The sequence below is a fragment of the Polynucleobacter sp. MG-28-Ekke-A2 genome, from assembly GCF_035012985.1.
In the GTDB taxonomy this organism is placed as follows: Bacteria; Pseudomonadota; Gammaproteobacteria; order Burkholderiales; family Burkholderiaceae; genus Polynucleobacter.
This window is the reverse complement of the sequence record NZ_JAYGQU010000003.1, coordinates 70,003-83,619: the sequence shown is the minus strand read 5'-3', so window position 1 is coordinate 83,619 and position 13,617 is coordinate 70,003. Positions and strand designations below refer to the sequence as shown.

The following is a 13,617-nucleotide window of genomic DNA, read 5'->3' as shown; positions in this document are numbered from 1 at the left end:
TATTCAGTAGCATTTAAATACATAGCCACTAAATACAGACATTATTCATGAGTAGCATACTACCTATATGGGTAGGCTTTAGAGAAAAACAAGGGGTAAAAAGACAAAAACGGGGCAAAAATGCCCCAAAAATAGCAAAAACCCTAAGAATTTATGCTTTTTTGCTTAAATCCGCCTGATCAGCATCATGTTTGTAGACTAAAAGTGGTTTTCCGCCATCAGCAATGCTACTTTCGTCTATAACAACTTTTTGGACATTCTTCAGGGATGGCAGGTCATACATGACATCCATCAAAGAACCTTCAAGGATGGATCTCAGGCCACGAGCACCAGTTTTGCGGGCGATTGCCTTCTTGGCAATGGCAGATAAAGCCTCGCGACGTACTTCGAGGTCAGAGCCCTCCATAGTTAAAAGCGCCTGATATTGCTTAACTAAGGCATTTTTAGGTTCAGTCAGAATCTGAATTAAAGCCTCTTCATCCAATTGAGCCAAAGTCGCAACAACGGGCAAGCGTCCAATCAACTCTGGAATCAAGCCAAACTTAATAAGATCTTCTGGCTCAACTTCAATCAAGAGATCACTTACACCGCGGTCATCTTTACCAGGAACAGTTGCATTGAATCCAATACCTGTTTTAGCAGTACGCTGCTGAATGACTTTTTCAAGTCCATCAAATGCACCACCACAAATAAACAAAATATTCGTTGTATCTACTTGCAAGAAATCTTGATTAGGATGCTTGCGTCCACCTTGAGGTGGCACAGAAGCCATCGTGCCTTCAACCAGCTTTAACAGCGCTTGCTGCACACCCTCACCCGATACATCACGGGTAATAGACGGGTTATCTGACTTGCGTGAAATCTTATCAATCTCATCAATATAGACAATTCCGCGCTGTGCTTTTTCTACGTTGTAGTCGCAAGCTTGCAATAATTTTTGGATGATGTTTTCAACGTCTTCACCGACATAACCTGCTTCAGTTAAGGTAGTTGCATCAGCCATCACAAATGGAACATCCAACATACGAGCCAATGTCTGGGCCAATAATGTTTTACCTGAGCCAGTAGGACCAATCAACAAAATATTGCTCTTTGCAAGCTCTACACCATCAACCATTGCTTTAGCGGGGAGCTTAGATTCTTTCTTTTCTGTGCCCTCTACTGGCTTGCCGTCCTTATCCAGTTTCTCTTTTTTAGGCTTAGGTAAATACTGTAGGCGCTTGTAGTGGTTGTATACGGCAACTGCTAATGTTTTTTTGGCATGATCTTGACCAATAACGTATTGGTCCAAGTTTTCACGAATTTGATGTGGCGTTGGTAAAGAATCATCGCCCTCTTCCTTAGGAAGCTTGGCAATTTCTTCTTGAATGATATCTGTGCAAAGATCAATGCACTCATCGCAAATAAAAACAGATGGACCAGCAATCAGTTTTTTTACTTCATGCTGACTCTTGCCGCAAAAAGAGCAATACAGAACTTTGTCTGCTGAATTCGTAGTGTTGGTATCGCTCAAAATGGGCTCTGTATATATTTATGAAGGTTTAAGGACGTTTCTCGATAACCTTGTCGATCAAGCCATAGTCACGAGCTTGCTCTGCAGACATAAAGTTGTCGCGATCAGTATCCTTGGCAATCGTTTCGATTGATTGACCGGTGCGGTCAGCCAAAATTTTGTTCAAGCGCTCACGCAAATACAAAATCTCACGAGCTTGAATCTCAATGTCAGATGCTTGACCACGTGCACCACCTAATGGCTGGTGAATCATGACACGTGAGTTTGGCAAAGCATAACGCTTACCTTTTTCACCGGCACACAATAAAAATGCGCCCATACTTGCAGCCATTCCCATGCACAATGTGCTGACATGAGGCTTTATGAATTGCATTGTGTCGTAGATAGCCAATCCCGCAGAAACTGAGCCGCCTGGAGAGTTGATATACAGAGAAATTTCTTTATCTGGATTTTCACTCTCAAGGAACAGCAATTGCGCGATTACCAAATTAGCAGTTTGGTCGTTGACCTCCCCAACCAAAAAAACTACTCGTTCACGCAATAATCTAGAGTAAATATCGTAAGCACGCTCGCCTCTACCAGAGGTTTCAATCACCATTGGAACCAAGCCCAAGCCTTTTGGTTCTAGATTTTCAGACTGAGAATGGTTGTAGATCATAACGGAACCTCTTGTGGGTAAATGGATGACTTAGTAGTTGACTTAGTTTAGCTTGCTGAGTTCTTCGAAGGTAACCGCTTTATCAATTACCTTGGCTTGGGATGTGAAATACTTAATCACATTATCTTCAAGCACGAGATTTTCGATATCCTTCAAGCGACTTGGATTGCTGTAGAACCAACGCACCACTTCTTTTGGATCTTCGTATGTAGCAGCTTGCTCGTCAATTTCGGCTTTAATTTGATCCGCAGTAGCGGCCAGATTTTGCTTCTTAACTAGCTCACTCAAAATCAAACCAAGACGAACACGCTTGGTAGCTTGCTCCGCAAAAATCTCAGCAGGGATTGGAGCATCTTTAGCATTTGGAACGCCGCGTTGCATTAAGTCTTGACGGGCGCCTTCAACTAAGCGCTCTTGCTCGGAGGCGACTAAAGACTTGGGAACATCAAGTTCGCACAAGCTATTGAGCTTGTCCATCACTTCATTCTTGAGCAAAGAAGTAATACGACGTTTTACTTCGCGATCTAAATTCTCTTTTACTTCAGCACGCATTTTCGCAACGCCGCCTTCAGTAACACCTAAAGACAATGCAAATGCATCATCAACGGCGGGTAGATGCGGCCAATTTACTGATTTCACAGTAATAGTGAACTCAGCAGTTTTGCCTGCAACGTCTTTACCGTGATAATCAGCAGGGAAACTTAATGGGAAAGATTTGCTCTCACCTGCTTTAAGTCCCAATGTTGCAGCTTCAAACTCAGGCAGCATGCGCCCTTCACCCAGAACGTATTCAAAGTTTTCTGCTTTACCACCGGCAAACTCAACTCCATCAATCTTGCCAACAAAATCAATCACCACTTGGTCACCATTTTGAGCTGCAAGATTAGAGCCGCCATCGCCATGAGCACCAGCCTCACCGCGTGGGTGGTAATGAACCTGTTGTTTACGCAGCACATCTAAGGCGCGGTCAATTTCTGCTTCGCCAATATCGGTTGTGTGTTTGGTAACTTCCGCCTTACTAAAGTCACCAATTTTTACTTCTGGCAACACTTCAAAGAAGGCATCAAAAACAATCTTGTCGGCATCGATTTCACTCTTTGGCTCAAGACGTGGTTGACCAGCTAAAGCAACACCTTCTTTTTGGGCTTGGTCATAAAAGAGTTCAGCAGCTTTATCAAACTGGAGCTCGAAGTCCACTTGCATGCCATGTTGTTTTTCAACGAGATTCTTTGGTACCTTGCCTGGGCGGAAGCCGGCCATTTTCATGGTCTTACCAACTTTAGCTAAACGGGCTTCCCGCGCTTTTGCCAAATCGGCACGAGCGAATTCCAAAGTCATTTTGCGGTCTAGTGAACCTAAATTTTCTATCTGCACAGCCATTCTCGTCTCTTAATTGAAATCTGGAAATGTGAAGTCCAAGCCAAGTAGCAATCTTGTGGTGCGAGGAGGGGGACTCGAACCCCCACACCATTTCTGGCGTCAGGACCTAAACCTGGTGCGTCTACCAATTTCGCCATCCTCGCGATATCCGCAAACTGCCAAGCCTAGACTTCACTCTAAAGACCGTAATTCTACAATGCCTAGGGTTTTAAAGAATCTTTTAGGCCTTGTAGAGCAAAGCAACGGCGTGGACGGCAATGCCCTCGCCTCTACCTAAATGGCCCAGGGATTCATTTGTCTTAGCCTTAAGATTGACGTGACTAGGGGTCACAGCCAAATCTGAAGCAATATTGCGGACCATTTCTGGCAAAAAATCCGCCAATTTCGGCTTTTGGCAAATAATCGTGGCATCTACGTTGCCAATCTGAAATGCCGCTGCCTGGATCTTTTGCAAGGCCGCTCTGAGCAAGATTCGACTATCCATATCCTTAAATTGAGGATCAGTATCCGGAAATAACTGCCCAATATCATTTAAGCCCGCAGCTCCCAATAAAGCGTCAGTTAATGCATGCAATAAGGCATCAGCATCGGAGTGACCCAATAAACCCTTTTCATAAGGCACGTGGACTCCACCCAGAATCAACTTTCGGTCTGCTACTAATGCATGCACATCGTAACCCTGACCAATGCGAAATTGCGGAATATGGGGATTGCTTTGAGTCATATTGGATTTCTCATTGTTTGGCGCGGGAACTTAACAGCAATTGCATTAACTCCCAATCGGCTGGATGGGTAACCTTAAAGTTACGAGCGGCACCTTCAATCAATAAAGGTTTAGCTCCAGTTAACTCGATTGCGCTAGCCTCATCAGTAACGTCAGCTTCAAGGCGGATAGCATCCTGAAGGGCATCATGCAATTGTTTTAATCCAAACATCTGTGGCGTTTGCGCTTGCCAGAGATGCTCGCGTGGAATAGTTCTCTCTGAGTGTGGGATGTTTCCAGCAATCACTGAATCTAGATCAGCCTGTTTTAAGGTATCAGCCAAGGGAACAGCTAGGATGCCACCACTATTAGATGCCTGTACTGAGTGAATGAGTTTCTCAATTAATGCCGGGGTGATACCTGGTCTAGCTGCATCATGAACCAGTATCCAGTCATCCTCAGGAATGCCTGCCTTTAGCATTGCAGTTAGAGTATTTCGGACCGTTTCTTGTCGAGTTGGTCCACCAGTTGCTACAACATGTATATCAGCCCCAGTGTTGGCGATAGTTCCTAAGATGGGGTTCTCGATAAAGCCAGGGCTGACACCAATCCAAATAGACTGGATCAGCAGAGATCCCTTAAAGGCTTCTAGCGCATAAGAGACCATGGGTTTACCGGCTAGCTGCTGAAACTGCTTAGGCAACTCACCACCTAGGCGCGAGCCAGTCCCTGCTGTTGGTAAAAGGGCATGGCATTTCTTAATGGAATGATTTCCGGAGTGCATACCTGATTCTATAATGAGCGCAGATGTCTGATGCATTAAATCCAGCACCCCCCATACCCGCTCCACGGGCTGGGCAGCGCTTTACCTTTTCGGGCCTGGTAGGCTCGGCAGATGCTGCCTTAATCGCTCAAACCGCCCTGCGCTACCGCGATCAGTTTTCAGTGATGGTCATTTTTTGCGCTCAAGCCCAGGAAGCCCAGAGGCTTCTAGAAGAAATTCCCGCTTTTGCTCCGCAGCTAATAACCAGGCTTTTGCCTGATTGGGAAATTCTTCCCTATGACCATTTTTCACCGCATCAAGATTTGGTTTCAGAACGACTCGCCACTCTGTATGAATTGCTGAATGGTAGTTGCGACATTGTTTTGGTTCCAGTGACAACTGCTTTGCAAAGATTGGGGCCGCCGAACTTTTTATCTGGCCATACTTTTTTCTTTCGGCAAGGTGACAAACTCAATGAAGCTGCACTAAAGCTGCAACTGCAACAAGCTGGCTATGATCCTGTGAGCGCCGTAATGCGTCCAGGTGAATATAGTATTCGGGGTGGTTTGTTTGATTTATTTCCAATGGGATCGAATCTGCCATACAGATTAGATCTCTTTGGTGATGAAATTGAACAGATTCGGGCGTTTGATCCGGATACGCAACGAAGCCTTTACCCCGTCAAGGAAGTCCGCCTTCTTCCTGGCCATGAATTTCCATTTGATGATGCTTCACGAACCGCTTTTAGAGGTCGTTGGAGAGAAGTATTTGAGGGTGATCCGAGTCGCTGCTCCATTTACAAAGATGCCAACCTAGGCATACCTAGTGCAGGCATTGAGTCCTACTTACCCCTCTTCTTTGAAGAGAAATCCAACCTTTTTGATTACTTTCCGCGCTCAGGTGATCCTGTATGGCTTGTCAGCATTGGTGGTGTTGAAGAAACCATCAAAGGGTTTTGGAAGGACACGCTTTCTCGTTATGAGTTTCTTAAACACGATCTTGATCGCCCCATTCTTCCTCCAAAAGAATTATTTCTTGATGTGGATGAATTTTTCACTATCTCAAAATCGTATGCACGACTAACACTTGAAAAAGATAGTGTTGAGAAAAGCCAATTTCTAGCGGTACCTGATATTTCCGTGCATCGCCGCGATACTGATCCGATAAATCTTCTTAGAAAAGTTGTTTCATCTGAAAAGGTTCGCGTACTTGTTTGTAGTGATAGTGCAGGTCGAAAAGAATCAATTCGACAACTTTTTGATGAGAGTAATTCAGTTGCTGGATTGGACGGTAAATCGCTCTACCCGCTAAAGCCAGAGAGCTTCGACAGCATTGCTGATTTTATTAAAGGTAAATCATTATTTGGACTGGTAACTGCACCGCTTTTTAATGGATTCTCATGGCCAACTGAAAATCTCATGGTCATTACCGAGGCAGAGTTATTTACTACAACAGCACGACAGAGGCGTAAAGGTAAAAGCAATGAGAATGCTGATCCTGACATGCTCTTTAAGGATCTGTCTGAGCTAAAGATCGGCGATCCCGTAGTTCATGCTGAACATGGCATTGGTCGTTACCAGGGATTAGTGCTTCTGAATTTAGCTCCGCCTAAAGAGGCGCCAATTTTTGAAGAGTTTTTGCATTTGCAATACTCAGGTGAAGCTACACTGTATGTTCCTGTTCAGCAGCTGCAAATGGTTACGCGTTATGCGGGATCTGACCCTGATTCAGCACCACTGCATCAATTAGGCTCGGGCCAATGGGATAAGGCCAAACGCAAGGCTGCCCAACAAATTAGAGATACCGCAGCCGAGCTATTGGGTCTGTATGCAGCCAGAGCAATACGCAAGGGTCATGCTTTTGAATTCTCAGCTCATGACTATGCTGCTTTTGCAGAAAGCTTTGGCTTCGAGGAAACTCCTGACCAAGCCAATGCTATTGCAGCCGTTATTGGCGATATGACGAGCGGTACGCCAATGGATCGCTTGGTCTGTGGAGATGTTGGTTTTGGGAAAACCGAAGTAGCGCTCCGAGCAAGCTTTGTTGCAGTCATGGGCGGAAAACAAGTTGCCATTTTGGCGCCAACCACCCTACTAGCCGAACAACATGTGGCCACCTGGAAAGATCGCTTTGCCGATTGGCCGGTACGCATTGTGGAATTGTCACGCTTTAAAACAACCAAGGAAATTAATGCAGCCCTAGAGGCCATTGCCAAAGGTGATGCGGACATCATTATTGGTACACATAAGTTACTTTCCAAGGAGACGCAATTTGCCAATCTTGGCCTAGTGATTGTGGATGAGGAACATCGCTTTGGAGTACGCCAAAAGGATGCTCTCAAGGCATTGCGCGCCGAAGTCGATATTCTGACGCTAACCGCTACACCCATCCCAAGAACCTTGGGCATGGCTATGGAAGGTTTACGTGAGTTTTCTATTATTGCCACTGCCCCACAGAAACGTCTGGCGATTAAGACCTTCGTTCGTCGCGAAGGAGATGGCGTTATTCGTGAGGCCGTGCTTCGTGAAATAAAACGTGGCGGCCAGGTTTACTTCCTGCATAACGAAGTTGAAACGATACAGAATCGCAAACACTTTTTACAAGAACTTATTCCAGAGGCGCGCATTAGTGTTGCACACGGACAGATGCATGAACGCGAGCTGGAATCGGTCATGCGTGAATTTGTTACCCAGCGTACCAATATTTTGCTGTGCACCACGATTATTGAGACCGGTATTGACGTACCCACAGCCAATACCATCATCATGCACCGCGCCGACAAGTTTGGTTTAGCTCAATTACATCAACTGCGTGGCCGTGTAGGCCGCTCACATCACCAGGCTTATGCTTATTTACTAGTGTCAGATCCTGAGGCACTCAGTAAGCAAGCGCAGTTGCGTCTTAATGCCATTCAAGCCATGGAAGAGCTTGGCTCTGGCTTCTACTTAGCTATGCATGATCTAGAAATTCGAGGGGCTGGTGAGGTCCTAGGTGATAAACAATCCGGTGAAATTCATGAGATTGGCTTCCAGCTTTATACCGAGATGCTCAATCGTGCTGTTAAGTCCCTGCGTAGTGGAAAGGAGCCTGATTTACTCTCGCCATTGCAAGCAACCACCGATGTAAATCTTGGCGTTCCCGCTCTATTTCCAGAGGACTACTGCCCTGACGTTCACGAGCGTCTATCCTTATATAAGCGTTTTGCAGGTACAAATGATTTCACAGAGCTAATGGGATTGCGCGAAGAATTGGTTGATCGTTTCGGCGACCTTCCTGATCAAGCTAAATCGTTTTATGAGACTCACCGTCTACGTTTAGAGATGACCGGTTTTGGAATTAAAAAGATTGATGCTACGCCTGCATCTATACAGATTCAATTCATCCCAAATCCACCCATTGACCCAATGAAGATCATTCAGCTCATCCAATCTTCTAAGCACATTCAGCTAAATGGTCAGGATAAGTTAAAAGTACTTCCTCAGAAAGACCGTGAGTTCGAGAAGTTAGAACAACGCCTTGACGCTATACGCAATATCTTGCGACGCCTCAACGATTCCGCAGTGTTGAGCTCCGCAAAAGTAAGCTAACAATCCGATATTATTAAGCTATGCCCAAACACCAAGTCCTTGTGACGTTATCTAGAGAACCGATTGCCGATAAGCTCGTATTTTCATTAAAAGATCAGGCCTTAAAGTTTGGCATTTCGCTGCACTCTAATGGCGGTCAAATCAGTAATGGAAGCTACTACTCTGAGCGTTTTGAATCTGGAGCCCAACTAGATACAACTCAACGTGAGCATCTGCGAACTATTGCAGCAAGCTTTAATGCCGACCTGTGCTTTCTAAAGCCAGATCTGACGCCACAAGACATCTGCGTACTAGCAATGGATATGGATTCAACGTTGATTAATATTGAATGCATTGATGAGATTGCTGACTTTACAGGCAAGAAGTCCGCAGTAGCTGAAATTACTGAAGCTACTATGCGCGGTGAAATCAAAGACTTTAAAGAAAGTCTAATTAGGCGCGTTGCACTTTTGGAAGGTGTACATGCTGATGCACTCGAATCTGTTTACCGAGAACGCTTACGACCTAATCCTGGAGCAGCAGAGCTTTTAGCTGGCGCTCATCAGCGCGGTTTGTACACGCTGCTTGTTTCAGGGGGGTTTACTTTCTTTACTGAAAAATTACGTCAAGAACTTGGCTTTAAACAAACGCAGGCTAATACACTCGAAATCGTGGATAACAAATTGACAGGTCGAGTCCTTGGCGACATTGTTGATGGGGTAGCTAAGGCTGCTCATCTGGACGAAGCCTGTATCCGCCTTGGCTGCACCAAAGCGAATGCCATCACCATGGGTGATGGTGCCAACGATCTGATGATGATGAATGGCTCTGGCATCAGTGTTGCATACCAAGCAAAGCCGGTCGTCAAAGAAAAAGCCGATGCGGCTTTTGACCGCGTCGGCTTAGATGCTGCTTTACTACTGATCTCTTAGGCTTGTACCCAAGAGATCGGGGTAATAGTTATGTTTCTATGTTTATAGACGCTCAAAAATAGTAGCGATACCTTGACCACCACCAATACACATTGTTACCAAAGCATATTTACCTTGAACGCGGTGTAACTCATGGATTGCCTTAGTAGCAATCGCTGCGCCAGAACAGCCAATTGGGTGGCCCAAAGCGATTGCACCACCGTTGACGTTAGTCTTGGCCGGATCTAAGCCCAAACCTTTAGTAACCGCCAACGCTTGAGCAGCAAAAGCCTCGTTAGACTCAATGACGTCCATTTGATCTAATTTCAGACCGGCGCGCTCAAGAGCTAATTTGGTTGAGGGAATTGGGCCTTCACCCATGATGTGGTTTGGAACTCCAGCTACTGCATAAGACACCAAACGAGCGATAGGCTTATGACCAGCTTTCTTTGCTGTTTCAGCATCAGCCAATACAAAGAATGCGGCACCATCATTAATACCCGATGCATTACCAGCCGTTACGGAACCACCCTCTTTTTTGAACACTGCCTTCATCTTGGCAAGTGTTTCCATCGTAGTTTCAGGCTTCACATGCTCATCGGTATCAAACACTTCATCACCCTTACGAGTTTTAATAGTGATTGGCACGATCTGAGATTTAAAGCGACCTTCTTTAATTGCATTGGCTGCACGACGATGGGATTCCATAGCCAGAGCATCTTGCTCATCACGTGTTAACTTCCATTTTTCAACGAGATTTTCCGCTGTAACGCCCATATGACCAACACCAAATGGGTCAGTCAAAATACCAACCATCAAGTCGATCATTTTGGTATCGCCCATGCGTGCGCCGCTGCGCATCGCTGGGGAACCATACATGCCGCGGGACATTACTTCAACGCCACCACCAACACCGTAATCACAATCACCCAACATAATTTGCTGTGCGGTTGTAACGATTGCTTGCAAGCCAGAGCTACACAAACGATTTAATGCCATTGCTACTGATTCCATTGGCAAGCCAGCTTGGATCGATGCAACACGGGCGACATACCCATAGCGGCTATCTGTAGGAATAGTATTGCCTACGGTGATGTAATTAATCAGCGCCGGATCTACACCTGAACGTGCTACCGCCTCTTTCATCACGATACCGCCGAGCTCGGAAGGCTCAAAACTACTCAGAGCACCGTTAAATGTACCAATTGCGGAGCGAACTGCACTTAAGACAACGACATCACGACTCATATCAATCCCCTTTGCTAAGCCCAATTGTTGGGCTGACTTTGTACTAAGTAAGTAATCCTACTATCAGTTTTATTGCATTCGTCAAGTTTCGGCTATTAGGTCATGCCCTTGGGAGCTAATCACAGTAGCCTTGATGATTTCACCGGCACGATAGCGCTTAGAAGGCTTGCTAGGGGGCAAAACCCTCACTAGACCATCAATTTCTGGGGCATCGCCAATGGTTCTGCCAATTCCGCCAGATTCATCTACCCGATCAATGATGACCTGAATGCGTTTGCCTATTTTTTTAGCAAGCCGTTTGATGGAAATATCTTCGGCTTTAGCCATAAACCTAGCGCGCCGCTCTTCTCGTAATTCAGCAGGAACTGGATTATCTAATTGGTTTGCAGTAGCGCCATCAACAGGAGAGTAGGCAAAACAACCGGCCCGATCAATTTGAGCCTCTTCCAAGAAATTGAGGAGATGCTCAAACTCCTCCTCAGTTTCCCCGGGAAAGCCTGCAATGAAGGTGCTTCGAACAACCAAATCGGGACAGGCCTCACGCCACGCTAAGATGCGTTCCAAATTCTTCTCGCCACTCGCTGGACGCTTCATACGCTTAAGAACGTCAGGGTGCGAATGCTGCAGTGGAATATCTAAATACGGAAGAACACCATAACCATGCTCTGAGAACTCCGCCATCAAAGGCAAAACATCATCCACATGTGGATATGGATAAACGTAATGCAATCTGACCCAGGCCTGATGTTCACGCGCAATTTGATTTAACGAATTGACCAAATCAAACATTTTGGTTTTGACTGGTTTGCCATCCCAAAAGCCAGTGCGATATTGAATATCAACGCCATAGGCACTTGTGTCCTGAGAAACAACTAGCAACTCTTTTACGCCAGACTCAAATAATCTTTTTGCTTCAAGCAACACCTCACCAATCGGCCGTGAAACCAAATCACCACGCATATTGGGAATGATGCAGAAAGTGCAGTGATGGTTACAGCCTTCACTAATTTTGAGATAGGCGTAATGCTTAGGGGTGAGCTTGACACCAGCCGGGGGAACTAAATCCGTGAAGGGATCATGCGGCTTAGGCAGATGCAAATGAATGGCTTGCATTACCTCGTCGGTAGCATGAGGGCCTGTAACGGCGAGGACTTTGGGGTGAATGCTTGAAATGAGGTCGCTACCGTCAGCATTTTTTCTCGCACCCAGACAACCAGTCACAATGACTTTGCCATTTTCAGCGAGCGCCTCGCCAATAGCAGAAAGACTTTCTTCCACGGCGGAGTCGATAAAGCCACAGGTGTTCACAACTACAAGATCAGCGCCAGAATAATCCTTGGCAGTCTCATATCCCTCAGCACTCAATTGCGTCAGGATAAGCTCAGAGTCTACAAGTGCCTTAGGGCATCCTAAGGATACAAATCCAATTTTCCCAGCCACAACTATTCTTTTTCAGTTTTATTGGGCTGAGGGGTAAATGGAAAGTTTCCAAAAATATTTTGAGAACCCTGCACCTGTTCTTGCATTTTGATAAAGAGATCTTTACTTTGCTCCATGTAGTTACCCATCAAGCCTTGCATCAGCGGGTTTTGGAGATTCATCATTTGTGACCATGCCTCTGGTGTACTGCCAGCACCGAGACCCTTCGTTTGATCGCCAAGCTTATTGTGAATGTCCACAAATGATTGCATGGTCTTCTCAAGATAGTTACCCATCAAACCCTGCATGGAGTTTCCATAAAAGCGAATGATTTGCGAAAGCATTTGTGATGAAAATACTGGTGCGCCACCAGCCTCTTCCTCAAGAATAATTTGCAGCAATATATTGCGCGTTAAATCTTCTTCAGTTTTGGCATCAACTACTTTAAATACTTCATTAGCCATAACCAAGTTTTTGATGTCAGATAGCGTGACGTATGTACTTGTCTGGGTGTCGTAGAGACGACGATTCGGATACTTCTTAATGAGCCGATCTTCGCCAGCTCGTTTAGCGCGGGTAACCATGTATTTTCCTTACTATTTACTGCATCGCAACATCAGCGTAGTTTAGCCTTAAGTTGACCAAAAGGTAAATATGCTGTGTTGCGTACTGCACGTACTACAAATACTGAATTAATTGTTGCAGTGCAATATTAACCAGTGTGGATACCGCCGTTTAAGGAGAAGTCTGCACCAGTAGCATAGCCACCATCTTCAGAAGCTATCCAGCAGCAGATAGAGGCAATCTCTTCAGGAGTGCCCAAACGCTTGACTGGAATGCCAGAAACAATCTTCTCAAGGACATCTTCGCGGATAGCTTTAACCATATCAGTGCCGATATAACCAGGGGACACCGTATTTACAGTAACGCCCTTAGTGGCAACTTCTTGAGCTAGGGCCATAGTAAAGCCGTGCAGGCCTGCCTTTGCAGTGGAATAGTTCGCCTGACCAAACTGGCCCTTTTGACCATTGACAGAGGAAATATTAATAATCCGGCCCCAGTTATTTTCAACCATGCCATCAATCACTTGTTTGGTAACGTTAAACAAGGAATTCAGGTTGGTATCAATCACAGCTTTCCATGCGTCTGGGGTCATTTTGCGGAAAACGCTGTCACGGGTAATGCCGGCATTATTTACCAATACGTCTACACGACCTACTTCAGCCTTAACCTTCTCAAAGGCAGCGACCGTACTATCCCAATCGGAAACATTACCTTCGGAAGCAATAAAATCATAGCCCAAGGCTTTTTGCTCACCAATCCAGCGATCTTTACGCGGAGAATTTGGACCACAGCCTGCGATCACTTTAAAGCCATCTTTAGCTAAACGTTGGCAGATAGCGGTACCAATACCACCCATACCACCAGTTACATATGCGACTTTTTGAGACATTAA

Annotated in this window: 11 protein-coding genes and 1 tRNA gene; 2 read left to right on the top strand and 10 right to left on the bottom strand. The window is 45.5% G+C overall.

Annotated features, from left to right (window positions below):
* Nucleotides 1–151: 151 nt before the first annotated feature.
* The 6 genes from clpX to ispD all read right to left on the bottom strand — a co-directional run bounded on the left by clpX (nt 152) and on the right by ispD (nt 5,038).
* Complete coding sequence (clpX, locus tag VC188_RS03470; protein WP_216191581.1) at nt 152–1,513, bottom strand: ATP-dependent Clp protease ATP-binding subunit ClpX; 1,362 nt, start codon at nt 1,511–1,513, stop codon at nt 152–154.
* A gap of 28 nt (nt 1,514–1,541) precedes the next feature.
* Nucleotides 1,542–2,171, bottom strand: a complete 630-nt coding sequence (gene clpP, locus VC188_RS03465) for an ATP-dependent Clp endopeptidase proteolytic subunit ClpP (protein WP_072582405.1) — start codon at nt 2,169–2,171, stop codon at nt 1,542–1,544.
* 42 nt (nt 2,172–2,213) lie between these two features.
* Nucleotides 2,214–3,551 carry a trigger factor gene (tig, locus tag VC188_RS03460; protein ID WP_323483037.1) on the bottom strand — a complete coding sequence of 446 codons (1,338 nt, stop codon included), beginning with the start codon at nt 3,549–3,551 and terminating at the stop codon, nt 2,214–2,216.
* A gap of 56 nt (nt 3,552–3,607) precedes the next feature.
* Nucleotides 3,608–3,694, bottom strand: a tRNA-Leu gene (locus tag VC188_RS03455).
* Between the two features lie 77 nt (nt 3,695–3,771).
* The gene (ispF, locus tag VC188_RS03450) at nt 3,772–4,275 is read right to left on the bottom strand and encodes a 2-C-methyl-D-erythritol 2,4-cyclodiphosphate synthase (protein ID WP_323483036.1); all 504 of its coding nucleotides are present in this window, start codon (nt 4,273–4,275) and stop codon (nt 3,772–3,774) included.
* 10 nt (nt 4,276–4,285) lie between these two features.
* Nucleotides 4,286–5,038, bottom strand: coding sequence for a 2-C-methyl-D-erythritol 4-phosphate cytidylyltransferase (gene ispD, locus VC188_RS03445; RefSeq protein ID WP_323483035.1), 753 nt, complete (start codon nt 5,036–5,038; stop codon nt 4,286–4,288).
* Nucleotides 5,039–5,061: 23 nt separating this feature from the next.
* On the opposite strand from ispD, the gene mfd reads away from it, so the two are divergent.
* Nucleotides 5,062–8,604 carry a transcription-repair coupling factor gene (gene mfd / locus VC188_RS03440; RefSeq protein ID WP_323483034.1) on the top strand — a complete coding sequence of 1,181 codons (3,543 nt, stop codon included), beginning with the start codon at nt 5,062–5,064 and terminating at the stop codon, nt 8,602–8,604.
* A gap of 20 nt (nt 8,605–8,624) precedes the next feature.
* The gene (serB, locus tag VC188_RS03435; RefSeq protein ID WP_215322140.1) at nt 8,625–9,515 is read left to right on the top strand and encodes a phosphoserine phosphatase SerB; all 891 of its coding nucleotides are present in this window, start codon (nt 8,625–8,627) and stop codon (nt 9,513–9,515) included.
* Between the two features lie 42 nt (nt 9,516–9,557).
* On the opposite strand, the gene VC188_RS03430 is transcribed toward serB, so the two are convergent.
* From VC188_RS03430 to VC188_RS03415, 4 genes are all read right to left on the bottom strand, one after another.
* The gene (locus tag VC188_RS03430; RefSeq protein WP_323483033.1) at nt 9,558–10,742 is read right to left on the bottom strand and encodes an acetyl-CoA C-acyltransferase family protein; all 1,185 of its coding nucleotides are present in this window, start codon (nt 10,740–10,742) and stop codon (nt 9,558–9,560) included.
* Nucleotides 10,743–10,823: 81 nt separating this feature from the next.
* Entirely contained in the window at nt 10,824–12,182 is a 1,359-nt protein-coding gene (gene rimO / locus VC188_RS03425) for a 30S ribosomal protein S12 methylthiotransferase RimO (RefSeq protein WP_323483032.1), read from the bottom strand.
* A gap of 2 nt (nt 12,183–12,184) precedes the next feature.
* On the bottom strand, nt 12,185–12,745 hold the full coding sequence (gene phaR, locus VC188_RS03420; protein ID WP_215322134.1) for a polyhydroxyalkanoate synthesis repressor PhaR: 561 nt from the start codon (nt 12,743–12,745) through the stop codon (nt 12,185–12,187).
* Nucleotides 12,746–12,873: 128 nt separating this feature from the next.
* Nucleotides 12,874–13,614, bottom strand: a complete 741-nt coding sequence (locus VC188_RS03415) for a 3-ketoacyl-ACP reductase (protein ID WP_072582397.1) — start codon at nt 13,612–13,614, stop codon at nt 12,874–12,876.
* Nucleotides 13,615–13,617 lie beyond the last annotated feature (3 nt).

Coding starts and splice junctions, on each gene's coding strand:
- clpP (WP_072582405.1), bottom strand. CDS start 2,171: ATGATCTACAACCATTCTCAGTCTGAAAATCTAGAACCAAAAGGCTTG.
- tig (WP_323483037.1), bottom strand. CDS start 3,551: ATGGCTGTGCAGATAGAAAATTTAGGTTCACTAGACCGCAAAATGACT.
- ispF (WP_323483036.1), bottom strand. CDS start 4,275: ATGACTCAAAGCAATCCCCATATTCCGCAATTTCGCATTGGTCAGGGT.
- ispD (WP_323483035.1), bottom strand. CDS start 5,038: ATGCACTCCGGAAATCATTCCATTAAGAAATGCCATGCCCTTTTACCA.
- mfd (WP_323483034.1), top strand. CDS start 5,062: ATGTCTGATGCATTAAATCCAGCACCCCCCATACCCGCTCCACGGGCT.
- serB (WP_215322140.1), top strand. CDS start 8,625: ATGCCCAAACACCAAGTCCTTGTGACGTTATCTAGAGAACCGATTGCC.
- VC188_RS03430 (WP_323483033.1), bottom strand. CDS start 10,742: ATGAGTCGTGATGTCGTTGTCTTAAGTGCAGTTCGCTCCGCAATTGGT.
- phaR (WP_215322134.1), bottom strand. CDS start 12,745: ATGGTTACCCGCGCTAAACGAGCTGGCGAAGATCGGCTCATTAAGAAG.
- VC188_RS03415 (WP_072582397.1), bottom strand. CDS start 13,614: ATGTCTCAAAAAGTCGCATATGTAACTGGTGGTATGGGTGGTATTGGT.